The organism is Telmatobacter sp. DSM 110680 (assembly GCF_039994875.1).
GTDB lineage: Bacteria > Acidobacteriota > Terriglobia > Terriglobales > Acidobacteriaceae > Telmatobacter.
In genome coordinates, this window is the sequence record NZ_CP121196.1 from 834,594 (window position 1) to 860,041 (window position 25,448).

The 25,448-nt window shown below is 56.3% G+C and carries 17 protein-coding genes; 11 read left to right on the forward strand and 6 right to left on the reverse strand.

Annotated features, from left to right (window positions below; all coding sequences use genetic code 11):
• Window positions 1-510 precede the first annotated feature (510 nt).
• The 6 genes from P8935_RS03350 to P8935_RS03375 all read left to right on the forward strand — a co-directional run bounded on the left by P8935_RS03350 (window position 511) and on the right by P8935_RS03375 (window position 11,138).
• Window positions 511-4,287 carry a TonB-dependent receptor gene (locus P8935_RS03350; protein ID WP_348263600.1) on the forward strand — a complete coding sequence of 1,259 codons (3,777 nt, stop codon included), beginning with the start codon at window positions 511-513 and terminating at the stop codon, window positions 4,285-4,287.
• A 122-nt stretch (window positions 4,288-4,409) separates the two neighbouring features.
• Window positions 4,410-5,456 carry a tetratricopeptide repeat protein gene (locus tag P8935_RS03355; RefSeq protein ID WP_348263601.1) on the forward strand — a complete coding sequence of 349 codons (1,047 nt, stop codon included), beginning with the start codon at window positions 4,410-4,412 and terminating at the stop codon, window positions 5,454-5,456.
• A 30-nt stretch (window positions 5,457-5,486) separates the two neighbouring features.
• A complete protein-coding gene (locus tag P8935_RS03360) occupies window positions 5,487-7,325 on the forward strand; it encodes a tetratricopeptide repeat protein (protein ID WP_348263602.1) in 1,839 nt (612 codons plus the stop codon).
• A gap of 12 nt (window positions 7,326-7,337) precedes the next feature.
• Window positions 7,338-8,666, forward strand: a complete 1,329-nt coding sequence (locus P8935_RS03365; RefSeq protein WP_348263603.1) for an aminotransferase class V-fold PLP-dependent enzyme — start codon at window positions 7,338-7,340, stop codon at window positions 8,664-8,666.
• Between the two features lie 432 nt (window positions 8,667-9,098).
• Window positions 9,099-10,157: a glycoside hydrolase family 88 protein gene (locus P8935_RS03370; RefSeq protein WP_348263604.1), complete on the forward strand. Its 1,059-nt coding sequence runs from the start codon at window positions 9,099-9,101 to the stop codon at window positions 10,155-10,157.
• Between the two features lie 201 nt (window positions 10,158-10,358).
• The gene (locus P8935_RS03375; protein ID WP_348263605.1) at window positions 10,359-11,138 is read left to right on the forward strand and encodes a hypothetical protein; all 780 of its coding nucleotides are present in this window, start codon (window positions 10,359-10,361) and stop codon (window positions 11,136-11,138) included.
• Window positions 11,139-11,261: 123 nt separating this feature from the next.
• Here P8935_RS03375 and P8935_RS03380 read toward each other — a convergent pair whose 3' ends face one another.
• Window positions 11,262-12,470: a cellulase family glycosylhydrolase gene (locus tag P8935_RS03380; RefSeq protein ID WP_348263606.1), complete on the reverse strand. Its 1,209-nt coding sequence runs from the start codon at window positions 12,468-12,470 to the stop codon at window positions 11,262-11,264.
• Between the two features lie 109 nt (window positions 12,471-12,579).
• On the opposite strand from P8935_RS03380, the gene P8935_RS03385 reads away from it, so the two are divergent.
• From P8935_RS03385 to P8935_RS03395, 3 genes are all read left to right on the forward strand, one after another.
• Window positions 12,580-13,950 carry a M23 family metallopeptidase gene (locus P8935_RS03385; RefSeq protein ID WP_348263607.1) on the forward strand — a complete coding sequence of 457 codons (1,371 nt, stop codon included), beginning with the start codon at window positions 12,580-12,582 and terminating at the stop codon, window positions 13,948-13,950.
• A 108-nt stretch (window positions 13,951-14,058) separates the two neighbouring features.
• Window positions 14,059-15,435 (forward strand): alpha-amylase family glycosyl hydrolase, encoded by a 1,377-nt coding sequence (locus P8935_RS03390; protein ID WP_348263608.1) that lies wholly within the window; start codon window positions 14,059-14,061, stop codon window positions 15,433-15,435.
• A gap of 9 nt (window positions 15,436-15,444) precedes the next feature.
• The gene (locus P8935_RS03395) at window positions 15,445-16,815 is read left to right on the forward strand and encodes an MFS transporter (protein WP_348263609.1); all 1,371 of its coding nucleotides are present in this window, start codon (window positions 15,445-15,447) and stop codon (window positions 16,813-16,815) included.
• A 26-nt stretch (window positions 16,816-16,841) separates the two neighbouring features.
• Here P8935_RS03395 and P8935_RS03400 read toward each other — a convergent pair whose 3' ends face one another.
• The gene (locus tag P8935_RS03400) at window positions 16,842-17,663 is read right to left on the reverse strand and encodes a cobalamin-binding protein (protein ID WP_348263610.1); all 822 of its coding nucleotides are present in this window, start codon (window positions 17,661-17,663) and stop codon (window positions 16,842-16,844) included.
• Window positions 17,664-17,852: 189 nt separating this feature from the next.
• Between P8935_RS03400 and P8935_RS03405 the strand changes: the two genes are divergently transcribed.
• Together P8935_RS03405 and P8935_RS03410 are read left to right on the forward strand one after the other, a co-directional pair.
• Window positions 17,853-18,635 carry an ABC transporter permease gene (locus P8935_RS03405; protein WP_348263611.1) on the forward strand — a complete coding sequence of 261 codons (783 nt, stop codon included), beginning with the start codon at window positions 17,853-17,855 and terminating at the stop codon, window positions 18,633-18,635.
• A 49-nt stretch (window positions 18,636-18,684) separates the two neighbouring features.
• A complete protein-coding gene (locus P8935_RS03410; RefSeq protein ID WP_348263612.1) occupies window positions 18,685-19,938 on the forward strand; it encodes an ABC transporter ATP-binding protein in 1,254 nt (417 codons plus the stop codon).
• A 6-nt stretch (window positions 19,939-19,944) separates the two neighbouring features.
• On the opposite strand, the gene P8935_RS03415 is transcribed toward P8935_RS03410, so the two are convergent.
• From P8935_RS03415 to P8935_RS03430, 4 genes are all read right to left on the reverse strand, one after another.
• Window positions 19,945-20,802, reverse strand: coding sequence for a beta-1,6-N-acetylglucosaminyltransferase (locus P8935_RS03415; protein WP_348263613.1), 858 nt, complete (start codon window positions 20,800-20,802; stop codon window positions 19,945-19,947).
• A 131-nt stretch (window positions 20,803-20,933) separates the two neighbouring features.
• Window positions 20,934-22,001, reverse strand: a complete 1,068-nt coding sequence (locus P8935_RS03420) for a glycosyltransferase family 4 protein (RefSeq protein ID WP_348263614.1) — start codon at window positions 21,999-22,001, stop codon at window positions 20,934-20,936.
• Window positions 22,002-23,789, reverse strand: a complete 1,788-nt coding sequence (locus P8935_RS03425) for a polysaccharide deacetylase family protein (protein WP_348263615.1) — start codon at window positions 23,787-23,789, stop codon at window positions 22,002-22,004.
• On the reverse strand, window positions 23,786-25,435 hold the full coding sequence (locus tag P8935_RS03430) for a glycosyltransferase (RefSeq protein ID WP_348263616.1): 1,650 nt from the start codon (window positions 25,433-25,435) through the stop codon (window positions 23,786-23,788). Before P8935_RS03430 ends, P8935_RS03425 begins: the two co-directional genes overlap by 4 nt.
• Between the last annotated feature and the right edge of the window lie 13 nt (window positions 25,436-25,448).

Here is a 25,448-nt window from a genome sequence, read left to right on the forward strand (position 1 = left end):
AGGTTTGTGAAGCAACCATTAATTGATATGTCAATTAAGTCGAAAACGCAGCAGTTTGTCTAGCGCAAGGGCGATGGATCCTTAAGGTGCATCTGAGTTTTGTGCGAGGAAAAACTCGGAGGGCCTGCAAATCGGTAAATCGGTAAATCGGTTTATGTAGCTGATTCATATGATTCGTTTGATTGAGAAGATGCTCGGCTATTCCGCATCGGACCTTCCAGTAAAGCTTTTCCGCCAATGACATGTCGATTCCGGCTTCCCCTGCAACCTATTTCCCTCTTTTCACGTTGACAGAGGGTCCCCCCTTTCAGTAAGGTTTCGACTTGCTCCGGAGTCTGTAAATTTATCGCTCTCTATTTGTGTTCGGGAGTAGCGGCACCGGGAAACAGCGAATCCTGCCATCGCGACAGGTGAGCTTTGTCAGCCGACTGGTCGAAGTCGAAGAACGAGCCGGCAGAAACACCACAAGTTAAAAGATCAGAACAACGGCACTACTTTTCAGGAGACCGCATGAACAAATTATTTCGCACAGCACTTGTGCTGGCCTTTTTGGCCTGCGCGAGTTCACTCCTCATTGTGACGGCCAGCGCCCAATCGGTCTACGGATCGGTTTTCGGCACTGTTTCCGACAAGAGCGGGGCTGTCATTCCGAACGCCTCGATCACTGTGACGGACGAAGCCAAAGGCACCGTGGTCAACGTGACCTCCAACGGCGCCGGCGACTACAGTGTCCCTCACCTTATTCCCGACGTATACGATCTGAAAGTCGTGGCTAAGGGTTTCAAGCCTTTCGAGACCAAGGGCATCAAGGTCGAGGCTGATACCGCTCCACGCATCGATCCCACACTCGACATCGGTTCTGACACCGGAACCACCATCACTGTTAATGCTGATACCCAGCCCGTATTGAAGACCGACAAGGCCGATGTTTCCACGGTCTTCGATGAGCAACAGGTTTCGAGCCTGCCGGTTGGCGACCAGAACTTCACCAACCTTCAGCTTCTGCTTCCGGGTGCACAGCTTCTCGGCTGGTCGCACGCGGCCGACGAAAATCCACAAGGCTCCAAACAGATTCAGGTTGATGGACAGGCCTTTGGCGGAACCGCCTTTGAGCTTGACGGCACGGATAACCAGGATCCGATTCTGGGAATCATCGTCATCAATCCAGCCATGGATGCGGTGACCGAGACCAAGATCACCACGCAGAACTTCGACGCAGAACTCGGTAAGGCGGTTTCAGCAGTTGTCACCGCACAAACCAAGTCGGGAACGAATCATTTCCACGGCAGCGCTTACGACTTCCGTACCGGCAACGCCAACTACGCGCGCGACCCCTACACCCAACCGGTTGGATCGACCGTCGCCGGCCTCAAGAACCGCTTCGGCGGCTCCATCGGCGGCCCGGTCATCAAGGATCGCTTCTTCTTCTTCGGCAACTATGAAGCGCAACGCCAGAAGGTCGGAACATCGGCCACCGACACGTTGCCCACGTCTTTGCTTACCGAAACCGCCCTGGGTAACAAGGTTGGACCAAGCGGAATCGCCGGCGCTGACTTCAGCGAGTACCTGCACCTTGGCTCCGCGGGTTTCATTTACAACAACACAGCTCCTGTTGCACCAGGCTGCGGATCCGACGGGCAAGTCGGTTCTCCCTATCCTTGCAACGTGATTCCGACCGCGCAGCTTTCCGCCCAGACACTGGCTCTCGTTAAGCTCCTCGAGCCTTTCACCAGTGGAATCGCTTACGGGACTGGAGTCGGCAACGACAATGGACTCGACACCAACTACAGCAAGTCGGGCACCGGCCTCTTCAATAGCAACTCCTACACGGAGCGCGTCGACTACACCATCAACGAAAAGATGCACGCCTTCGAGCGCTTCTCGCGCTTCTGGGATACCCTCTCAGGAACCGTGATGTTCGGTGCGGCGGGTGGCCCCGGATTCGGTATCGGCAACTACGGTGGCAATTCCAACGGCGCCAACGACAGCTTGGCATCCGGCATGGACATCGCCCTCAATTCGCATTTGCTGACCGACTTCCGTCTCGGCTACTACCGCTACAACGTTATCGATACGAAGCACGATCAAGGCACCAATTTTGCTGACACTCTGGGGATCCCGGGCATCAACATCGGTGGCAACATCACTTCCGGTGCACCCGGTTTCAACGTCACCAACCTCCCCAACGGTGGCGGCGGCACATCGGGCACCGTCTATGGCGATGGATTGAACGTGAACCGTTGCAACTGCCCTCTCATCGAACGTGAGGACCAGTTCCAGATCGTCAACAACTGGACCATGATCAAGGGCAACCATACCTTCAAGGTAGGCGCTGACCTTCGTTATGGACGCAACCTGCGCGTACCTTCTGATAACGATCGCGCCGGATTACTCAACTTCAACGTCGGTCCTACATCGGCACCGATCGACCAGCTGACCGGTCCCGCTGCCGGGAACAAGGCGAACTCCGGCGGTCTCGGCTTCGCTAGCTTCTTCCTCGGCGACGTAACCAGCTTCAACCGCTACGTCTCCACATCCACCAACGCCAAGGAATTCCAGAAGCGCACATTCTTCTACGGACAGGACACTTGGCGCGTAACCAAGAACCTGACCCTGAACCTCGGCCTTCGCTGGGAGATCTACTTCCCAGAGAGCGTCAACGGTCCCGGCAACGGCGCTTTGCTTGATCTGAACGACGGCTACCTGCATGTCGCGGGCATTGGCCAAGTTCCTTCCGATCTCGGTTGGAGCATCGACCTCAAGAAGCAGTTCGCACCTCGTCTTGGCGTTACCTATCAGTTGGATGAAAAGACCGTCGTTCGCGCAGGTTACGGACGCAGCTTTGACACCGGCGTCTTTGGATCCATCTTCGGTCACACCGTCACCCAGAACCTCCCGGTCCTGGCCAACCAGCAGATCAACAGCCCGAGCGCGCACGCTCCGGCATTCAATCTGGCGGTCGGTCCGACGCCCTATGTGCCACTCACTGTGCCCTCCAGTGGCCTTCTGCCCAATCCGGGTTCGCAGGTCTCCTCCAGCGCACGCGCTGTACCGCTTAACTTCCCGACGATCGATGCCTGGAACCTGGCGATTCAACGCGCTATTACGCCAACCCTCAGCTTGACCGTCGCCTATGTTGGTAACAAGGGCACGCATACGCTGGGTGACGGTGACAGCAACGGCACAAACCCGAACGAGTCGTTTGTCAACCTTCCTGGCAATTACAGCGTGACCGGTCAAACCCTGCACTTCGATCCGAGCGTGCCGGCAAACACCATCACCGCCAGCGGTGCAACCTCGACAACCAACTTCCTGCAGCGCTACTACGGTGGTAGCCTCGCGGCATGCCGTGACTCCAACTACACAACCCCGAGCGAACCATTCGTTGTGCCCGGTATGTGCGGCTGGACAAACAGCATCGCCTACCGTGGTGATACTGAAAACACCGAGTTCGATGCTCTGCAGGTCACATTGGCCCAGCAGTTCACTCATGGGCTTGCCGTCACCGGCAACTACCAGTGGGCGAATGCCTTCGGCGACACATCGAACCTCTGGACCTGGAGCCATACCCTCACGCACCTCCGCGACAGTCAGGTTCGTGCCCAGCAGCTCACCGTTTATGGCAGCTACGACCTTCCGTTCGGCAAGGGTAAGCAGCTCGCCCAAAACGTTAACCGGCTGACCGATGAGATCATCGGCGGGTACCAGCTCAGCTTCGTAACCAACTGGTCGGGCGGTCTGCCATTCACAGCCAGCTTTAACGAGTGCGGACAGAACGTTCCCAACACACCCAACCCCGCCACCAGCGGCGGATGCGCACCGAATACAACCGGACGCATCCACACCAAGCTCACGCCGGCCGTCACCAACTCCGGCGGGAAAATCACGCGTACCTTCTATCAACAGCAGATCCCCTGCGCGGATATTCCAGCAGGCTGCAAACCGGGTGATAACGGCAACCTGACCGACCCAATTGACGTAGCGGCGGGCACGGGAATCTTCACGAATCCCGGACTTGATAACTACGGCAACGGTGGTCTCAATACCTATCGCGGACCGTCGTTCTTCGGTACCGACATGGCTATCACCAAGGCATTTACCATTCACGAGAGCATCGTCACGAAGTTCCGCATGGATGCGTTCAATGCCTTCAACCACATCACAGCTGGCAACCCCGGCGGCGGCATTGAGTCGACCGGCACCATCGGTGGTGAGGGTGGCGGCTGCGGCTCCGGCAACGATTGCGGACCGCGTCAACTTGAGTTCTCTCTTCGCGTTCAGTTCTAAGGCGTGAAGGAGCAACAAACCTGGAGGGGAGCTTCGGCTCCCCTCTTTCTTTGACTTCACGGTGACCTCGCGAACGAGCAACAGCAGACCCTCAGCGTTAAACTGAGTTCATCAGGATATCCATGTTTCGCATCTTCGCCATTGCAGTCTTCCTACCGCTTTCACTCGCAGCGCTTCCGGGCAATTCTCAACAGGCTCCGTCTTCTCCCTCCGAAGCTTCTGCGCCTGCCGCTTCTTTCACGAGCGCCCAGGAACTCGCATCAAAGGGCCATCTTGAATCGGCTCTTACACAACTAGATCAGCTTGCCACGCAAAATCCGGAACCGGCGGGCGTCGAGCGACTGCGGGGCATGATCTTCTATCAGAGAGAAGAATTTCCGAAAGCGATCGAAGCCTTTGCAAAAGCCGCTGGCCAAGACCCCGGCGATCACGATTCGATCGAAATGCATGGCGTGAGCCTTTTCCGACTGGGCAGGATTCAAGAGGCCATTCCTTTCCTGGAGAAAGCCCGCGTCGGCGTGCAAGGCGCAAACGTCGATCCAAATTACGTTCTGGCTCTTTGCTACGCCGACGTGCAGCGCTACGATGACGCGCGTCATGCATTTGCGGCGCAATACGGGTTTGCGCCCGATTCGGCCGAGGCCTACCTGCTGGCAGGCCGCCTATTTCTGCGCCGTGAGCTGCGCGACGAGGCCGGCGCTGAAGCCACTAAAGCACTTGGCCTCAATGCCTCGCTGCCCCTGGCACACGAACTATTGGGAGAAGTGGCCTTGGCACGTGCCGACACGGCCGGAGCCATCCGCGAGTTTGAAACCGAGCGCACGATTAACCCGCTCAACCCGGATCTCTACGATCGTTTGGGCGATGCCTATCTGCGCAATGGACAGTACGAAGACGCGCAGTTGGCACTCAACCGGGCGGTGTTGCTCGAACCTCAAGCCACAGGCCCCTACATCCTTCTTGGTGAAACGTTTCTCAAGTTGAAGCAGCCGATCCAAGCGCTTCACTACCTTGATCACGCTGAAAAAATGGACCCGTCCAATTACATTACTCATAATCTGCTTGGCCAAGCCTACAAGGCAACGGGGCAGCTTGACGCCGCGAATCGCGAATTCAAGATGGTCGTCGAAATTCAGCATCGCAGTGATCCGAAGCCCGCGGGGAAATAGACGATGTGCTGCCATGCGATTCGACGAGTGATGCTCCTTTTCGCCTTGCCCGCACTGCTTGCTACTGCGGCAGATCAATCTCCCAAGCAGCCGCCCTCTGACGCCGCTATCAAGCAGGCTGATACTGCTTTTCGCGAGGGTTTTGAGGCACGCCAGGCTGGAAATCTGGAGATGGCGCGGAGCAAATTTGCCGAGGTCGTTCGCCTGCAGCCCAAGATCGCGGAAGGACATGAAGCACTGGGAGCAGTCCTGGTTGAGCTTGGTAAGCCGTTGGATGGAGCGAAGGAATTCGAGGCCGCAGAGGCCATCAAACCAGGCGATCAGGGCATTGAAACGAATCTTGCGCTGGCATTCTTCCAGGCTGGCGAATCATTGAAGGCTCTTCCTCACTTTGATTCCGCTCTGAGCCTGTCGCGGCTGCCCGGGCATCCAGCGGCGGATGCTTCGTTCTTCGACGCCTATGGTCGAGCGCTGGCCGGTTCAGGCAAGCCTCAGCAGGCGATGCTACAGTTCGCGGCGGAAGAAACTATCACTGGACCGCGCGCGGATATTGAAGACGCGATTGGAACGCTGGAGGCGCAACAACAGAACTGGCAACCGGCGCAGACGCGCTTTGAGCGCGCGATTTCGTTGGATGCCTCCTATGTTCCGGCCCGCGTTCATTTGGGTCTGCTGTACCGCGCCCAGAAGGACATGACCGGTGCTCTGAATGCATTGTCTGCCGCAGTGGCCATTGAGCCCCACAACGCCGAAGCCCTCTCAGAATACGGGAGGGTCCTCGCCGCCACCGGCAAAGACGAAGACGCGACACAGCAATTTACTGCCGCCATCAAAGTCGATCCAACTTTATCTGGAATTCAACTGGACCTCGCGATGGCGCTGCAGCGTCTCGGCCGCCAGCAGGAGGCGATCCCCTGGTTCGAAAAGGCTCTTGAACGCGACCCGCGCAATCCATCGGTTCTTACCAATCTCGGGTTGGCGCTCACGCTTACGGGTCGAGGCAAAGAGGCTCTGGACTACTTCAATCGTGCCCTTGCCGAAAATGCGAAAGATCCTACCGTCTACAAGGACCTTGGCGTCTGCCATATTCAGCTTTCAGCCTTCGACGAAGCGATCGGTGATTTTCAAAAAGCGCTGACGCTCGATCCTAACGATCCCCAACTCCACTATGACTTGGGTCTTGCCTATAAATTCAAAGACCGGCCCACCGATGCGGTTGCCGAACTCAGTCGCGCCGGTCAGATGGATCCTAATCTGCAGGATCCGCCTTATACGCTGGGCATTCTCTACATGCAGCTTGGGAAGCTCGATGAGGCAGTGGTCGAGCTAAAGAAGGCCGTTGCGCTGCGACCGGAGAATGGTGACGCATGGGCTATCCTCGGCAGCACCCTGAAGCAGGACGCGCGTTTACCTGAGGCTGCCGAGGCGCTGAAGAAGGCAATCCCACTTCTCCCTGCACAGCCCGGCCCCTTGGTCACGCTTGCCGGAGTTCTTGCTGAAGAGGCCGGAGATCTCAGCACGCAGGCTGATGCGGCTGAAGCTGCCGGCGATCATCAGAAGGCAGAAGAACTGCAAGGTCAGATCAAGGATCTTCGCGCACAGGCCGCAGATTACCGCAAACAGGGAGCCGTACTGGCGCGCGGCGCCGTCAGTCGGCAGCGCGCCAACTTCGCTTTGAATGCGGGGAATCAACTGATGTTGAGGGGCCAGATCGCCGACGCCATCGGCAGATATCAGGAGTCCGTCGCGGCAGACCCGACCTTTGCCGATGCTCACAGCCAGTTGGCGATTGCGTACGAACGCCAGGGCCGCGCGGCAGAAGCCGCAGCCGAGCACGCAAAGGCGGCGGAGTTAGTGAAGGCGAACTAGAACATTTTGTTGTTGTCTACGGCGCTTTTTGCTCCTACATTGGCGGGTATGACTCTCAATGGCCGCCGCTCCTTCCTCAAGCAGGCAGCAACACTTGCCGGCGCTTTTTCCGTCAACAGTCTCTTCCAGCAGGCTCACGCGGCGGAGTTTGCCAGGGCCGGGGCACGCATCGCGCATCTCAGCCCGGATGTCGCTGCGCAGGACGAGGACTACTGGAGTGTGATCCAGCGCGCCTATTCGGTCAATCCAAACCTCATCAACCTTAACAACGGCGGTGTATCGCCCTCGCCCATCGTGGTGCAGCAGGCCGTGGAGCGCTACAACCAACTTTCGAATGAGGGGCCGTCGTATTACATGTGGCGCATTCTCGACCAGGGCCGCGAGCCTTTGCGCGAAAAGCTTGCGCAGCTGGCCGGGACAAAGACCGATGAGATTGCCATCAACCGCAATTCCACCGAAGCGCTGAACACCATCATCTATGGGCTCGATCTGAAGAGCGGCGATGAGGTGATCGGAACGAAGCAGGACTATCCCAACATGATCCAGGCGTATCGCCAGCGTGCCATGCGCGAAGGGATTGTCTACAAGCAGCTCAGCTTTGAGCTTCCGATTGAGGACGATGAGCAGATCGTCAAGGCGTACGAGCAGGCCATCACGCCGCGAACGAAACTCATCCACGTAACGCACATGGTCAACTGGGTGGGACAGACGATGCCAGTGGCCAAGATCGCCGACATGGCTCACGCCCACGGTATCGAAGTGCTGGCAGACGGTGCGCATTCGTTTGGACTTATGGATTTCAAGGTGCCAGATCTGCACTGCGACTACTTTGGAACCAGCCTCCACAAGTTTCTCTCGGCGCCCATCGGTACCGGCATGATGTGGGTGCGACAGGACAAGATTGAAAAGCTGTGGCCGCTGACTTGCAATTCGATGCCGCGCAGCGCCGACATCCGCAAATTCGAAACGCTAGGCACGCGCAGCTTCCCGCTGGAGCAGGGCATCGGCGAAGCCATCAACTTCCACGAAGGCATCGGCGCGAAGCGCAAGGAAGAGCGCATTCGCTATCTGAAGAACTACTGGGCATCGCGTGTGCAGGGGACGAAGAAGGTAAAGCTGCATACTTCACTCAATGCGAAGTATTCCTGCGCTATCTGCGGCGTCAGCATCGACGGCATGACGCCGGCCGATCTTGAAAACGCGCTTTTCAACCAGTACAAGATTCACACCGTCGGCATCGTGTGGGAGAACATCAGCTGCGTGCGTGTGACTCCGCATGTTTATACGTCGATCGCCGATCTCGACAAGATGGTGCGAGCGATCAACACGCTGGCTGCGTGACCGAACTGAGCCGCTCAGTCATCATGAGAGTACGCCCTTTCCCAGACGCACTAATCATCGTGCTCGCGCTGCTTGGCGCTCTGAGTCTGATCGACGAATTGTGGCGTGCGCCAACTCCAGATTCACTTTCTCAGTTTCTTCAGGCTCATCATCTATGGCGTCTTTGGATCGCACTGAGGTGGGAACATATGTATTCGCATGAGGTTCTGCATTTTCTCTCCGGCGTAGTCGGCTCCATGTTGGGATGCTGGATTTACTTTTCAATTCGAAGGAAACGAGATGACTCGGAATGACGGACTCCGGGTCAACTGGCAGCAAACTCCTCGTTGCCATACCCGGCGTCCCGACTGAATTGGTCTCCGTTTCAGCTTCGTTTCTCGCGTGACAGGCGCCACCTGCTTAACGCAATGAGTCGCACTATGATCTTCAGCCATGAATCGACGTTCGTTTTTATATGCGGCAGCCATCGCTGGCACGCAGAATCTTGTTTCGCGGTCCTCCTCGGCGGAGCTTACGCAAAACACGCCATCCCGCAAAACCTCGGAAAGCGCTGAGCGCATCGAGCGCGCAACTTCGGCTGCTCTCGCCATGCAGCGGCGCGACTGGGAACAGGGGATCTTCGCACAGGCTCTGCTGCAGTCTGGCCAGCGCGAGAGGCTCATCCAACTCACCAAGGCCGCCATGATGCAGCAGGTGCCCGATGGCCGCATGGCCGTGGTGGTGAATGGCGGTCCAACGGATCCGGCCATGGGTGGTGCGGCCTATGCGCAGGCGGTGGCGTGGACGGGCGATGCAGCCGTGCACGAGGCCGTCGAGCGCATGCTGGATTGGATTCTCAACAAGGCTCCGCGTAATGCGGAGGGCATCCTCTACCATACGTTCGAAGCGCCGCAGATGTGGTCAGACGGGATCAATGGAGCTCCGCCTTTTCTGGCCGCAATGGGTCATTACGACGAGGCGCTGCGCCAGATTGAGGGCTACCGGAAACTGCTGTTCAATCCCGAAAAGAAGTTGATGGCGCACATCTGGGATGATGGGAAACATCAATTCTCCGATCCCGCCTTCTGGGGCGGTGGCAATGGCTGGACCGCCGCCGGACTGGCACGCGTCATCCGCAGCCTGCCGGCTGAAAGAAAGAGCGATCGCAACCATCTGGTTGCATTTGCTCGCGGTGTGATCGACGGCTGCCTTCTATACCAACGTTCAGACGGCCTCTTTCATAACGTCATCGATCAGCCCGATACTTTCGTCGAAACCAATCTCGCGCAGATGCTCGCGTTCACCATCTATCAAGGAATGTCGGATGGCTGGATCCCCATTACCTATCGCGCCTTTGCCGACAAGATGCGAACCGCCGCGCGATCGAAGATGGATGCATACGGATTCGTGCAAGGCGCCTGCAGCGCTCCCGACTTCGATCGGCCCGGCATCTCCACTGAAGCACAGGCGTTTTGCATTTTGATGGAAGCGGCAGGACAGGCCTTCGAATAGATATGAAGTTCACTCACGGAAAGCCATCCCAAAGGCAAAGCCGTTGTCATCCCGACCGAAGCGGAGGGATCTGCAGTTGCTGTTGAAGGCTTTTCGCGACCAAGTTCTGGTAGTTTCCGTATAAGCTGTAACACTCCCGCGAGAAACAAAACAGGTCCAAGCGGTGTCTACCATCGTGTGTTCCACTGATTTCAGGTAATTATGGCTAAACGGGTTCTGGCAGCAATCTTCATCTTCATCTCTTCGTCCTTGGCTCACGCACAGAGTTGTAGCGACTTGGCATCTGCTCACCCCGCATTCAAGTGGGCCGGAAGTCAGCCTTTGCTTTTGCTCACTGAGTACAATCCTTGGGCTATGGTGATCGGATCTGACTCACCGACCTTCGCACTCTACGCGGATGGAACAGTTATCTACTGGTTGGGAGAGGGACGCTCCGGCAAGTATGTCACGGCGACACTTGCGTCATCGGAGATAGGAGATTTACTTAAATTAGCGCACGTGAATGACGTGGATGGCTTCAGGAGTTGCTATGCCATCGCGGATTACACGGACGCGCCAACCAACGTGCTCGTTGTGAAGACCAAGACTGGTTATAAGACGATAGAAGTCTATGGCGTCATTCGTCACATTGAAAACATCTCACCTGATCGGATGCCGACAAGCCTTCAGGAAACATTCCGTGTCCTCCTGGCATTCACCAACCCGAAGGCTCACGACTGGAATCCTCCTTATCTCGAAGTGATGATGTGGCCGTTTTCCTATGCCAAATCGAGTTTGTCTTGGCCTGCGTATTTTCCTGGAACCCACGATAAGAACGCGCGACAGTCCGCGCAAAGAATCGAACTGTTTCTTCCACTTTCTGATTTGAGTCGATACGAGGCATTCGTCTCGAAACTGAAGCCGACAACCGCGGTTCTGCTGGATGGGAAGAAGTGGGCGATCAGTCAGCGGCTCCCATTTCCCCATGAAGGCAAGCCGTGATAGATTCTCCCTTTCAGGCTTCATTGATAGGTCGCGGTTGTGTTGTGGCTAATCCGGATGTTAGCCCGAAAACTGCACCGAAGAACACGAGTCTACCGGTGAAACGCGATAAGCCTTTCTCTCCTACGCCTTCCTCTTCCATCCCAGCCAATCCAGAATCCACTTCCACGTGCCATCAAGAGTCTTCTCGCCAGGAGGAGGCGGTAATGCCGTTGTCGGAAACAGGACCGGCTTGCCCCGATAACTTTCCGCGAGCTGTTTGAAGACCCGCCCCGCTGGCTTCACTCGCCCCTCATTGGTCAGCAGCCCCAGCGTGTATTCCAGCGGATTGAAATCGAACTTGCGGTCCACATCGTGGCTGTCCCAGTAGCTGAACCAACTCACGCCCTGCTCGATGGCCGCGTGCACAGCCTTGTCGAGCCACTTCGCCTGCTGCTCGTCGCTGAGTTCCTTGATGCACGTGTTGAACTCGCCCGCCCACACCGGCTTCTGCTGCGTCCCGGCATAAGAGCGAATCAGCGTCGCCATGGCAGCCAGCAGATTGATGCTGGGCGGGTCCATTGCTCCCCCGTATTTCACCGCCCCGGTCCAGTAGGGATAGCAATGCATCACCGGCATGCGCTGCTCGGCAATCAATGCCTGCTGCGAGAAGGTTGTGTCGCTGAACCACGGCCAGTGATCGACTCCGTTTACGTGCAGCCGTCCGGGAAGAGCCTTGCTCATCAGCGCGAATATGCGCTTCATCCACGCGTCGCCCACCTCCGTCTTGGCACTCCAACAGGTATTGATCTCGTTGCCCATGTCGAAGCCGATTACATTCTCGTGAGGCGCAAGCGTTCGGCTCAGTTCGCGCACAAAAAGCTCCTGCGCCGCCAGCGTCATCGGGTCCGTAAAAAACAGATCGGACTGCCGATGGAACGGCGGAAGAAAGTACCATCCGCTCAACTGTCCCGTGAAAACGGTCACCAGCGCATCCAGGCGCCGCTCGCCCATCAGAGCAATCAGCTGATCGAGGCGTTCAAGGTGTGCCGAACTTACCCACTTCGGATTCGGCTGAAAAAACGGCCAGATCAGCAGGATGCGCAGGTGATCCGCGCCCAGGGCGGCGATGGCATCGAGGTCGCGCTTGATAGGGTCTGGGTTCCAGTCGTTCCAGCAGAACCACCAGTTGTGGGAAGGGGTGTAGTTCACGCCGAAACGGTGACGCGTGGGGTCGAGGCTCATCGGCACGGTTGCCTCTGTCGTGGAGAGAAGTGCCGGAAGCATTGGATGCTGTACGGCGAGAGCGCCGGTAAGCGATGCGCCCCCCGAGAGGAATTTACGCCTGTCCATATTTGAGCCTCGCACGCAACAGGTAATACTAATCGGCGAGAGTAATCCGAAGAGTACGCCGCGTGGAGAAGCGCAGAATCTTCACTCCTCTGATTGCTAAAATCGGTTTGTGCGCAAAGTCATTTCCGCTTCAATTCTGCTCATTATCCTTATTCCCATCTCCATGCTGATGGGCTGTTCCGCAGCACCCGCGATTGACCTGCCAACGCCGGTAAGCACCATCGGACAAGCAACGCCGATTACGGTGCACGCGTCTGGTCCGAGCGGCATACGCAGTGCATCGGCGACCATCGAGCAAAATGGCTCCAGCTACTCTGTCTGGCAGATGGCGCAGCCGTCGAAGGCGAAAGAGTCCACCTGGAACTTTTTGGCGGGGGTGAAGACGACCCCGCAGTTGAAGGACGGAAAAGCAAAGCTGATCGTGGAGGCGACTTCAAACGGTTTGATGCATAAGTCAGCCCGCATCGAGCGCGACGTGACAGTGGTGACACAACCGCCCACGGTCAGCGCCGATTCCGACCAGCACTATCTCTACATCGGCATGGCCGACACGGCGACCTTCAACGTGACCGGTGCATACAGCGCGGCCGGCATACGCGTCGGCGACCAGTCGTATCGCTCATGGCCGATGCCGGGCGGCAAACCCGGCTTGTTCTCCCTGTTTGCCTTTGCGTGGAATATGCCGCAAAGCACCATTCCCGTGGTCTTTGCATCCAACGGCGCCGGAAACGACGTCACGACCCCCATCACTGTGATCTTCCCCAAAAAGGAACAGCCGCATTACACGGTGCATGACCTGCAGATCAGCGACGCCTTTATGCAGAAGGTTGTCGGCGAGTTGGATCCCAACGGCTCTGGAGACATGGTTGCACGCTTCGTCAAAATCAATAACGAGATGCGCAAATCCAACAACAAGACCCTCTCCGACCTGCGCCTCAAGACGGCCGACCACTTCCTCTTTACGCAGCCCTTCGCGCGCCAGTCGCACTCGCAGGCCGAAGCAACGTTTGCCGATCTGCGCAACTATATCTACCAGGGCAAGAAGATTGATCAGCAAGTACACCTTGGCTACGACCTTGCCGTGACGCAGCATGTAGGCGTCGAGGCGTCGAACGATGGCCGGATCGTGTGGGCAGCTCCGCTCGGCATCTACGGCAACTGCGTGGTGGTCGATCACGGCTATGGCCTGCAGACGATCTACGGACATATGAGCCACATCGACGTCCACGAGGGCGACATGGTCAAGCGGGGCCAGATTATGGGGCAGAGCGGCATGACCGGCATGGCTGGCGGCGATCATATCCACTTCGCGATGCAGCTGGATGGCGTGCAGATTGATCCCAAGGAGTGGTGGGATCCGCACTGGATCCAGGACCATATCACTAAGCGCATCGATGCCGGCATGGCACCTATGACGGAGGCGGCCTATGTACCGCCGAAGAAGAGGGCCCACGCGGCAAAATCCCGGAAGCACCGGTAACGGATTTCAGTGGACCGATAATTCTGGTGTGCGTTTGGTCGGCGAGATTCTGGAGGCTTGCTGATCGCTGTAGCGGCATAACCCTCTGGGGTGCTATGCTTTCGCGCTATGAAGTCGAGGCTGTCCGTTGCTTTCGCTTGTTTTCTTGCCGCATCATTCGGAACCGGTTTTCCTGTACTCGCCCAGCAAGCTGATCCCGCTATCGCGTCGTTGCAGGCACGAACTTCGCCGGAGTGGTTGAAGTCCGGGACGATCTACCAGATCTTTGTGCGCTCGTTCTCGCCGTCGGGCGATTTGAATGGCGTGACCGGACGTCTCGATGACTTGCATAAGCTCGGCGTGAACATTCTTTGGCTCATGCCAATTCATCCCTACGGACAGGTGAAGAAGAAGGGCTCGCTGGGAAGTCCATACGCGGTTCGCGACTACTACGCGATCGATCCGCCGCTGGGCACTAAGGAAGATCTCCGTCGCCTGGTGCAGGAAGCGCACAAGCGGCAGATGAAAGTCATCATCGACATGGTCGCCAATCATACCTCGTGGGACAGCGTGATGATGGCGCATCCCGATTTCTACAAGAAGGATAAGGAAGGCCACGTCACCTATCCCTACGATTGGACCGATGTGGCGGCGCTCGACTATTCCAATCCGAAGCTGCGCCACTATATGACGGACATGCTGCTCTATTGGATTAAGAATTTTGATCTCGATGGATATCGCTGCGATGCGGCGGGAGAGGTGCCAACCGATTTCTGGGAGCAGGCACGCAAAGAACTTGAGCAGGCCAAACCCGATATCATGATGCTCGCCGAGGCATCGAAGCCAGAGTTGATGCGGAGCGCCTTCGACATTGACTACGCATGGCCGATGCTGCACACGGTCGATGACATTGAGATGAACGGTGAACCTGCCACCAAGGTTCGCGACACCATCGAGCAGCAGGATGCGCTGTTTCCCAAGGGCACGCTGCACATGCGGATGAGCGACGATCACGATGAGTTGCGTGCTGTGACGCGTTACGGATTCCCTGGCGCTATCGCCGCTTCCGCTCTCATGTTCACGCTGAACGGAACGCCGCTCATCTATAACGGCATGGAAGTAGGCGATGATACGCAGTCGCGCGATCCCGCTCTGTTCGAGCCGCAGAAGATCTTCTGGAGCGCGGAGAGCTGGCATCCCGAGTACCGCAAGTTCTATGAAAGCCTGACGGCTCTGCGCCACGATCATCCCGCGCTGCAACAAGGTGCAACTATATGGTTGCATAATAGTAATGAACAGCACGTTGTGACCTATCTGCGGCGCTCAGGGAGCGAAGAATTTCTGATAGCCATCAATCTGTCGAATACCCCGTTTCGCGGAAGCGTGGAAGCCACCGGGAACTGGAAAGAAATTGAACTTCCGGTCTCGAAAACTGAACCTGAAGCCGTTCCGTTTATCTCGCTGAACGCGTTCGGGGCTCGCATCTTCCAGAAGCAAGCCCAGTAGGAAAAGCTCATGAGTACATCGCAGACCGAACAGGTTGGGGCAAAAACTGTCACGTATTTCCGCAAACCCGAGCGCAGCTTCTGGCAGATATGGAACATGAGCTTCGGCTTTCTGGGAATCCAGTTTGGCTGGGGTCTGCAGATGGCCAACATGAGCGCCATCTATGAGTACTTGGGCGCGCGCGCCAATCAGATTCCCATCCTGTGGCTTGCAGCTCCGTTGACCGGATTGCTAATTCAGCCGTTGATCGGCCACGCCAGCGATCACACCTGGGGACGCCTTGGCCGCCGCCGTCCGTATTTTCTAGTCGGCGCAATCCTGAGTTCGCTAATGCTCATTCTGATGCCCAACGCATCGGCGCTGTGGATGGCAGCCGGCATGCTATGGATTCTGGATGCTTCCATCAATGTCAGCATGGAACCGTTCCGCGCGTTCGTTGCCGACATTCTTCCTGAAGGTCAGCGCACGGGTGGCTTCGCCATGCAAAGCCTTTTCATTGGACTCGGCGCATCGTTTTCGTCGGCCCTGCCTTATATCCTGACAAACGTCTTCCATATGCAGCAGAAAGTTGGAGACACGCGCGCTGTACCTACCGTTGTGCGTCTGTCGTTCTATGTGGGTGCGGTGGCCTTTATCGGTGCTGTGCTGTGGACGATCATGACCACCAAGGAATATCCGCCGCAGGATATGGAAGCCTTCCGACGCGCGAAAGCTGAGAAGACAAGTCTTTCGTCCAGTGCGCGTGAGATTTTTGCCGCTATTGCTGAGATGCCTGACACCATGCGCAAACTCGGGCCCGTGCAACTCTGCACATGGCTGGGCCTCTTCTGCATGTGGCTGTATTTTCCGGTAGCGGTAGCGCACAACGTGTTTGGTGCGAACGACACGAGTTCGCCGCTCTACCAGGCGGGCGTTGAATGGGGCGGCAACTGCTTTGCTGTCTATTCCATCGTGTGCTTCGCATTTTCGTTTGCACTTCCTGGACTAGCCCGCAAACTTGGGCGCAAAAATACGCACACCGTCTGCCTGATCTGCGGAGCGCTCGGGCTAATGTCGGTGTCCGTCATTCACAACAAGTATGTCCTGCTGTTAACGATGGTGGGGGTTGGGATTGCCTGGGCAAGTACGTTGTCAATGCCGTACGCCGTGCTTGCAGCTTCTCTTCCGCCGGAGCGCACCGGGGTCTACATGGGCATCTTCAACTTCTTCATCGTCACGCCCGAGATTCTGGCTTCGCTCTTCTTCGGCTGGTTCATGATTCATCTTTTGCATAACAATCGCATCTATGCCATCATTGCCGGCGGCGTATTCATGTTGATTGCGGCCGCACTGATGCAACGCGTGCGCGATCCCCAGACGCTGAGCGTGCAGGACGTCTGATCCGAAGCTTGTGCTTGATTCCAAGATCAGACGTCTTTCCCCGCCACTTCTACGAGGAAGCCATGCAACTGGGCCACGCCATCAGTCAGCGCAGCGGGCCCCGGCTGCAGAATCAGCGATGAGGGGATCTCGTAGATACGTCCTTCGCGAACAGCGATGATCTCATCGGCACGCGGCCTCGATCGTATTTCCTCCATGTTCACCTTCATCCCGCACCAGGACGCGAAGATCACCTCGGGGTTGCGTTCAATGACGGACTCCCACTCGACAACCCGATCTTGCGCTTTCCTGCATTTGCGATGCTCGGGAAAGATCGGCTCTCCGCCGGCAATCTTCACCAGCTCTTCGACCCACTCGATGCCGCTGATGATGGGATCGTTCCACTCCTCAAAGAAGACCCGAGGACGAGAGCGAAACTGCTCAGCTTTGGATGCGATGTGTTCAAGATTGCTTGTGTAGGCGGCAATCAGTCGGTCGCCATCTGCCTGTTTTCCCAGGATGCGCGCAAGCATTGCCACTGTCTCGAAAATCTCTGCAATGCTTCGCTGATTGCAGTTCAACACCGTGTATCCGCGACGCGAGGCCTCACGCGTTATTTCCGCTTGCACGTCGGAATAGGTGATGATGAGGTCGGGTTCAAGTTGAGCGATCGACTCGAAATTGGCATCGCGAAACGTGGAGACGCGAGGCTTCAGTCGCACTTCTGGCGGCCGGGTTGAAAAACCTGAAACCCCGACGATTCGATCCTGTTCACCGAGCAGGTAAATCAGTTCGGCTACTTCGTCTGAGAGGCAGACAATCCGTTCCGGATAAGAAGAAAAGTGTTGGCCAGGTTGCTTTGCGAGCATCGTGTTTGAACAGTTTACCGTCAGTTGGGTCTGCGTATCAGCCGCATCGGCTCAGTTAATCAGACCTGTTAGCATAGCGCCATTGCCATGATGTCCACAGGAACCGAATCCGATCGCTCACGGAATGGACTCACGACCGCCGCGTCAGATTCGATTCCGGTTACAGTAATCGAACCGTCCCGAGGCTGGGTGGCATTGCAGCTGAGCGAACTATGGGAGTATCGGGAACTCCTGTATTTCCTCACGTGGCGCGAGGTCAAGGTTCGTTACAAGCAGACTGCTCTTGGTGCTGCGTGGGCGATCATTCAGCCGCTGTTTACCATGCTGATCTTCAGCCTGTTCTTCGGCAAATTGGCGAAGGTGCCGTCGGACAACATTCCCTATCCTCTCTTCTGTCTCGCCGGACTGGTGCCATGGACATTTTTCGCTAACGGTCTAGCTCAGTCCTCGAACAGCCTCGTGACTAGCTCGAACTTGATATCCAAGGTTTACTTTCCGCGTCTGTCCATACCGCTTTCAGCAGTATTGTCAGGCGCGGTCGATTTCACAATTTCGTTTGCACTGCTAATTGGCATGATGACTTTCTATAGGCAGGTGCCGCCAGCGCGATGCGTATATCTCCCGTTGTTCTTTCTTCTGGCATTTGTAACGGCGCTCGGTGTTGGCCTCTGGCTTTCCGCGTTGAACGTGAAGTACCGGGATGTGCGCTATACGATTCCGTTTCTGACGCAGTTCTGGATGTTCGCAACACCAATCGCATATCCATCCACTCTGCTGCATGAGCCATGGCGAGCGTTGTACGGATTGAATCCGATGGCTGGGGTGGTGGAGGGATTTCGGTGGGCCCTTATCGGGGCCGACACTGCCCCGGGACCCATCATCGTCGCCTCCTCCTTCGCAGCGGCACTCATCCTAATTGGCGGAGCTTTCTACTTTCAGCGAATGGAAAAGATCTTTGCGGATCTGGTGTAAATGGATATGCATATACGCCGCCAAGAGTTCTTACGGAGCTCATTGAACAATGAGTGATATCGCGATCCGCGCAGAAAATCTCGGCAAACGATATGACATCGGAGCACTTCAGTTGGGTCGTGGCCGTTATACCTACAACTCCCTTCGCGACTCGATTGCGAACGCGGCGTCTGCTCCTTTTCGTATCGTTCGTTCCTGGATCGGGGGTGACGGAGGCATGGGGCGTGACGAGGATCGGACCATCTGGGCGCTGAAAGACGTCTCATTTGAAATCAAGCGCGGCGATATTGTGGGTGTGATTGGGAGAAACGGTGCAGGAAAAAGCACCCTCCTGAAATTGCTGGCGCGGATCACCAAACCAACGACGGGACGCGCCGAGATTCACGGTCGCGTGGGATCGCTGCTCGAGGTAGGAACAGGTTTTCATCCTGAGCTCACCGGCCGGGACAATATATATCTGAATGGCTCCATACTTGGAATGAAGCGCGCCGAGATTGCCCGTCGCTTTGATGAGATCGTGGCTTTCGCCGAGGTTGAGCAGTTTATCGATACGCCGGTAAAGCACTACTCGAGTGGGATGTATTTGCGGCTGGCGTTCGCAGTGGCGGCGCATCTTGAAACCGACGTGCTGCTGGTGGATGAAGTGCTGGCGGTCGGAGACTACCGGTTTCAAGAAAAGTGCATTGGAAAGATGCGGGACGTCGCTACCACGGGTCGGACTATTTTGTTTGTCAGCCATTCGATGGCGTCCGTACAAAGGCTATGCAAGCGAGCGATCGCATTCTCGGGCGGAAGATTAGTTGCTGACGACAGCCCTGCGACCGTCATTGCTGGATATATTGGTAACAATCTAGGGGACACCTATATCGAGGCTGCTAACCCAACGCAGCCTACTATCACCAGGGCTGCGCTTGTTCTTAACGACCAGACGCTTTTGCTTTCCATCGATTTCGAGTCGCCATTCCCTTTGACTCCACCGGTGTTTGGATTTGTTATTTACAACTCCGTGGGTACGCCGGTATTCGGTACAAACAACAGGGCGGATCCTATCTCTCCTCCTCCGGAACCATCGAGAGCGGGACGCTTCGAGGTCGCAATTCCTGCAGACCACTTTCGTCCCGATCGCTATCTATTTTCATTCTGGCTAGGCGATCCTTTCACAGACTATTGCGTTCGAGAGATGGTGCTTCAGGTTGAATTGAACGGAAGCGTAGGAGGGGGACTTCCCACCGAAGGCAATGGAAACATTTATCTGAATACGGACTGGCGCTACGAGGCTTCGAGGAAGGCAAATACTCCGTGAACGGCGCTACGAATGCCTTATTTCGAGATAATCGTCCAGGCGGTTGAGCACCCGACTGTCAGGCGCAAACTTGCGAGCGAAGTGTGCGGAAGAGCCGAGGATTGATTCCAGATCATCGGTCTCAAGCGTCTTTGGGTGCGCAGCTCCCGAGGACCAATCGATAAATCGGTAGTTATTCTTCGATAGACGAAATGCAGGCGCATTGCAAACTACCGTCTGAAAATAGGTCTCGTCGGGACAATGACGGCCTTGCAGGTGCTTTGCCAGCCAGGAATATTGTTCTTTCGAGCCCAGAATATATTCCGCAACCCTCCGGTTGCCTGTAAACCACTCCGAGCCCGCATAGCAACGGGTGTGGTTCTTGGAATAAGGCGACGTTAATTTGGCAATGAACGGCGGGAGGGCGCGCCGGTCAAGCTTCGCCAGGCCAAATTTCAAGCTGTAGTACCGTCGATACCATTCGCATTGAAGCTCACTGTCAAGGTGTGAGGGATCGATGAGATGGTAATCCATATGCGCATCAAAGCCGCCGTTCTCCAAGTCTGAAATTACGGCTTTTGCGGGCTTTGTGGGATAGCATGCGCCGGACAGCAACGCGAACCAGTCTGGCTTTGCAGGACTTGCATACAGGAGAGCCAGAGCGGCTAGCGTTGCCTGAACCACTGAGTAGCCGCACCACCGCGTGGAGATGTGTGGCCGCACAACCTGAACGTTTGCGGGTAATGAAATCAGGAGTGGTGATTGATCGAAATCGTGGTGTAGAACAATGGGCGGATTTGCATATACGAGGTTCACCGTTCGTATGAGCCGAACGATCTGTTCGGGGGCCGTGTGTGTGATGATTACGAAACCAATCTGGCTCATATGACAGGGGTCTCAGTGGTTTGAATCTTGAAGGGCGATCAACATTGCGAATGACCGCCGAGCGCTATCTTATCTGCCAATTGTACGAACGCGACGTGACTGCTGACTCCACAGTATCGACAATCTCTCACTCATTTTTGCGAAGTCAGCAGTGAATCGTAGATGGAAGCAGTCTGCGCGACCATGCGGTTAATCGAGAATTGATCGCGAGCACGACGCCACCCGGCAACTCCCATCTCCTTCATACGTTTTGTATCCACAATGAGACTGCGCAAACCATTTGCCAGTGCCTCAGCATCCGAAGGCGGGACCAAGATTCCCGTTCCACCGTCTTCAACCAATTCGGGCAAACCGCCGACATTTGTGGCAACTACCGGCAGCCCCTGTGCCATCGCTTCAAGCGCGGCCATCGGAAACCCCTCAGTCAGCGAGGGCATTGCGAATATATCCCACCTCCGAAGGACCGGTTCAAGGTCCGTCTGCCAACCTAGAAAGCGCACACGCTCCTTCAAATTCAGTTCGCGCGCGTAATTCTCCAGGTTCTCTCGCTCGGGACCGTCACCTGCAATTTCCACCTGAAAGTCGGGAAATTCCGAGGATAGGATCGCCAACGCTTTGATCAGATAAGAGAGTCCCTTGATGTCTACGAGGCGACCTGACGCTCCCACGACAACCTCCGTTCCTGGGGAAATTGGTTCACGGGGCACATGGCGCACTTCCACTCCGGAGTAGACAACGATCGGTTTTGGTTGTTGAATCTGGCGGGCAACCGCTTTGGAGACTGCGATGACCAGGTCTGCGCCTTGCACTGCGACGGGAATACGGCGCGCCGAATCGAGCTCTTGAATGCGTGCGTGAAGATGGACTACGAGACGCGCATTCGACGAAGCGCGAACTATCCGGCGGGCCATTCGGCCCCCAAAGTGATGATGCACAATAGCGAAGTCGTGATCGCGAATGAGGCGCCAGAAGCGGTAAGCGCCCAGCGGATCACGCAGACCTTGGGACCAGTCCACTGATCGCGCTTCAGCGCCGGCTGATTGGAGATAACCCACCAGAGGGCCGGGCGCACCAAGGCACCATGCATGCACTTGATATTTTTCCCGATCAAGTCCACTGGCAAGTGCGGCCACAATGCGAGCTGGCCCCGTTTCTTCGAGCTGCGCAGAGCCTAGCAGATGCAAAATCGCGGCTGGCATCTAGTGCGTACCGATCCTTAAGCGGCGCTTCAATCCACGGAATCGCTGTCGTATCTTAAGTCGGCGGATAGGATTCCACCCTAATCGCAGCATCAGATCTAGATCCAGCAGTGAGTCCCATTCAAACACAGCGCATCTGCGGAGGCGACTGCGGTCAGTTCCGAGTGTGTTCAAGCCCTCCTCGGTTGTAAAACCTAGATCGAACTGCTGCCCTACGCATTGAGCGGCTGCGCTGTTGTGATCACCGTATGGATAGGCAAAGCAGATGACTGGAGAACGCACGATTTTCTCGAGGTCGATCCGGCTGCCCGCTATTTCGTCCTGCAATCCAGCATCGTTCAGCTTGGTGAGATCCGGATGGTTGCGGCTGTGCGCGCCAAACTCGAATCCCTTCGCAGCCCAGTACTGAATCTGTTCGGAGCTCAAACACGGCCGCCATTTGTAACCCAGAGAATGATTCCACAGGTTGCCCTTGCTCACACAGTTGGTCGGCACAAACACCACGGCATTGAAACCGTAACGTTCCAACACGGGGAACGCATGGTCGTACAGATCTGCGATCGCGTCGTCAAAGGTCAACAGCACCGATTTCTCAGGCAACGGCTTTGCATCTCGCACCCACGACAACCAGTCTGAAGCTGCAATCCCTCTGTATCCCTTTCGTGTGAGGAAACGCAGATGAGTCTCAAACCGCGCCGCGCTGACGAAGAGGGCAGGTTCAGAATCGGGTTGAGGCGGACCGACGTGATGGTACATGAATACCGGCAGTCGCCTGCCAACTTCAGCTTGCAGTTCCGGCCAGCCGGCACTCTCTACCGCACCGCGCAAAAAGCTGACAGCGTATCGGGCTCGAAACAGGCGCAACCCCACGCGCCTTATCCATGGTTTTGATTGAAAGCTGCTTGCCAAGGCGAAAGCTGGCCGAAGCACCGAATCCGGTGAGATTGGAAATCGTGCGACGAGCTGAGTGGCGACCCATCTCCATGAAGGACTGTCTGCAAACCGGGCAAGAGCTGAGTGGGGCCTCAACTCGGGATGCTTTCGGAGAAGTGGTATCTCTTCCTTTCCCCGTCCTCGGGCTTCTATGCGCGCCATCTGCTCGGCTGTCGGCGCATAGACTAGGCCGCTGATTGCCTTGGTGTCGTGGAAGAATACGAGACCCGATTTAGCGAGTCTGACGCCCAACTCATCATGGGCACGCCACGAGAATGCATCGTCGAACCCACCGCAGGCGAGCAACCTCGCGCGGGCGATCGAGTAATTGCGACTGACTCTCAGGTCACGCTGCCAAGTCAGGCCAGCGTCGCGACGGTTAGCCTTTTCATCGATGTTTTCACGAGCCCACTGGGCCATCCGCGGACAGTCATTGTCCGCCTCTACTAACGTTGGACCGGACACAACCCGCGAGTCACTCGTTCTGTGCGCGTCTAAGTGCGCGCCGAAGTTGCCTGGGTGAAGCGTGAGGTCGTCATTCGTAAACAGCACGATACTTCCGCGCGCGCCAGCAACCGCTTGATTCAGAGCGACACCGAACCCGCGATTCGATTCTTCGATGATGTGCAGTGAACATGCGGGACGCAGGCTGCGCAAATACTCGACGCGATTGCCGTCAGCGCCACTGACAACCACAATCACTTCATACGCAGCGGCCGGCAAATCCTGCTCAAGCAGGGAATTTACTGCTCGCGTGAGAGTCGGCACGGGATTGACCGAAGAGACGATTACCGATAGTTCAAGTTTCGATTCGGTTGGATCGGCTGAGCCTGTGCTATGAGGAGTCGCGTTCATCTGGTCCTTCGCAGCAGGATGTCACGCGAGATGCTTCCTGGCAATGGATGAATAGCCGTATCGACCACGGTCAAGGCGGGATGGTCTGCAATGAATCGATTGATGCGGTAGCCGCCCCGAAGCATGTACCGACTCCACCAGAGGCCTTCTCGAAATTCGTCGTCACCGGTACAGGAGCCGAGCAGCAGATAGCCGCCGATTCGCAGGCCGCGAACGAGCTTTTCGCGAACTCTTCTGAGAGCTAGCGGATTCTTGATGTATTCCACGACGTGAATAGCTACGATAAGGTCGAAGACGTTGGGTAGCGGATCGTTACGAAGATCCATCTGCGCGAACGTGATGTGTCCGCCCCAATGACGACGACTGCGGGCCCTCCCTAATGCAACTTCAAGAAAGTCCGTTGCGAGAAGTGAATCGCATCTGTCCGCAAGAATCTCGGTAAATACTCCTTCGGCGCAACCTATCTCCAATGCGCAACCGAAACGACTGTTGCCTCGAACCCGATCGAGCATGTTCGCTTCGCCGCGGTGTCGAATGATTTCAAGATCGTTGGTCGTGTAACGCCAGGGATCGTTCTGGTCGAAGTCTGCGGTTACGTCAGGCTCTGCGCGTGGTGAGCTGTCAAGCCACGCGTCGCGCACTGCGCGTCCAAGATGCCATGTGTTCCAAACGCCTGGAACTCTTTTCATGGCCTCACGCAACCGTGAGGATCCTGGCCTCATGCCTTTCGTTTGCTTAATTGACGGCGCTCTTCTTTGACCACTTGCAATGGACAGTTCTTCTGTCAAGGCGTCATGGAGATCCGGTCGCGCAATGTTCGAAGACGCGAGGTAATCCTGCGCCCATTGAAGAAATTTCAGCCTCGCGGCAGGCTGTGTTCCGGTTCGATCAGCGACTGCGCAGACGGAATCTGGATGCTGGCGGTACTTGTACCAGCACTCATTCGTAGCCAGGATTCGCGAGCTCATTCCCAACTTGAAATAGAACGCCTGATCTTCGAACAAGCCGTCAAAGGAATCTTCAAAATACCCGGCAGCCTCGGCCGCGTCGCGCCTTACCAGGATGCAACCAGACGAGGGTGTTGACCAGGGCTCTCGAATTGCAAGCATCGCGAGGTCAATTGCCTGATAGAGCTCTGGTCCGGAAACAACAGTCACAAAATGATCTCTGAGAATGTCTTCGACTCTTCCGGTCCAGCTATGCCATATGACTGAAGAGCCGCAGATCATTCCGGTATCTGGTCTTGCCACCAGCAGCGCAACCTGGCGCTCTAGCTTGTTGGGCAACCAGACATCGTCGGCATCGAGAAAGGCGAGATAATCCCCTTTGGCATTTGCAATTCCGAGATTTCGTGAGGAGCTGATGCCGCGTCGCTCTGATTTCGGGTGGTGAAGACAGCGGACCTTAGAGGGCAGTTCTCTTGCGTACCGCTCGGCAATGACTGTACTGCGATCCGTCGATCCGTCGTTCACCAGTAACAACTCCCACTCTTCGTATGTCTGGGCAAGCACGCTCGCGATAGCTTCGCTCAAGAAACTTTCCGCATTCAGGAAGGGGATGATGATTGAGACGAGCCCTCCGCCTTTCGGTGGATCGCGCGGGATCAAGGATGCCTTCGCGTCGGTATATTCGGCGTCTGTCGTCATCCTACCCTTCTCG

Bases quoted from the DNA above. Each gene is read 5' to 3' on its own strand.
- P8935_RS03390 (WP_348263608.1), top strand. From the start codon at position 14,059: ATGAAGTCGAGGCTGTCCGTTGCTTTCGCTTGTTTTCTTGCCGCATCA.
- P8935_RS03350 (WP_348263600.1), top strand. From the start codon at position 511: ATGAACAAATTATTTCGCACAGCACTTGTGCTGGCCTTTTTGGCCTGC.
- P8935_RS03430 (WP_348263616.1), bottom strand. From the start codon at position 25,435: ATGACGACAGACGCCGAATATACCGACGCGAAGGCATCCTTGATCCCG.
- P8935_RS03380 (WP_348263606.1), bottom strand. From the start codon at position 12,470: ATGGACAGGCGTAAATTCCTCTCGGGGGGCGCATCGCTTACCGGCGCT.
- P8935_RS03410 (WP_348263612.1), top strand. From the start codon at position 18,685: ATGAGTGATATCGCGATCCGCGCAGAAAATCTCGGCAAACGATATGAC.
- P8935_RS03425 (WP_348263615.1), bottom strand. From the start codon at position 23,789: ATGAACGCGACTCCTCATAGCACAGGCTCAGCCGATCCAACCGAATCG.
- P8935_RS03395 (WP_348263609.1), top strand. From the start codon at position 15,445: ATGAGTACATCGCAGACCGAACAGGTTGGGGCAAAAACTGTCACGTAT.
- P8935_RS03360 (WP_348263602.1), top strand. From the start codon at position 5,487: ATGCTCCTTTTCGCCTTGCCCGCACTGCTTGCTACTGCGGCAGATCAA.
- P8935_RS03420 (WP_348263614.1), bottom strand. From the start codon at position 22,001: ATGCCAGCCGCGATTTTGCATCTGCTAGGCTCTGCGCAGCTCGAAGAA.
- P8935_RS03370 (WP_348263604.1), top strand. From the start codon at position 9,099: ATGAATCGACGTTCGTTTTTATATGCGGCAGCCATCGCTGGCACGCAG.
- P8935_RS03355 (WP_348263601.1), top strand. From the start codon at position 4,410: ATGTTTCGCATCTTCGCCATTGCAGTCTTCCTACCGCTTTCACTCGCA.
- P8935_RS03400 (WP_348263610.1), bottom strand. From the start codon at position 17,663: ATGCTCGCAAAGCAACCTGGCCAACACTTTTCTTCTTATCCGGAACGG.
- P8935_RS03415 (WP_348263613.1), bottom strand. From the start codon at position 20,802: ATGAGCCAGATTGGTTTCGTAATCATCACACACACGGCCCCCGAACAG.
- P8935_RS03375 (WP_348263605.1), top strand. From the start codon at position 10,359: ATGGCTAAACGGGTTCTGGCAGCAATCTTCATCTTCATCTCTTCGTCC.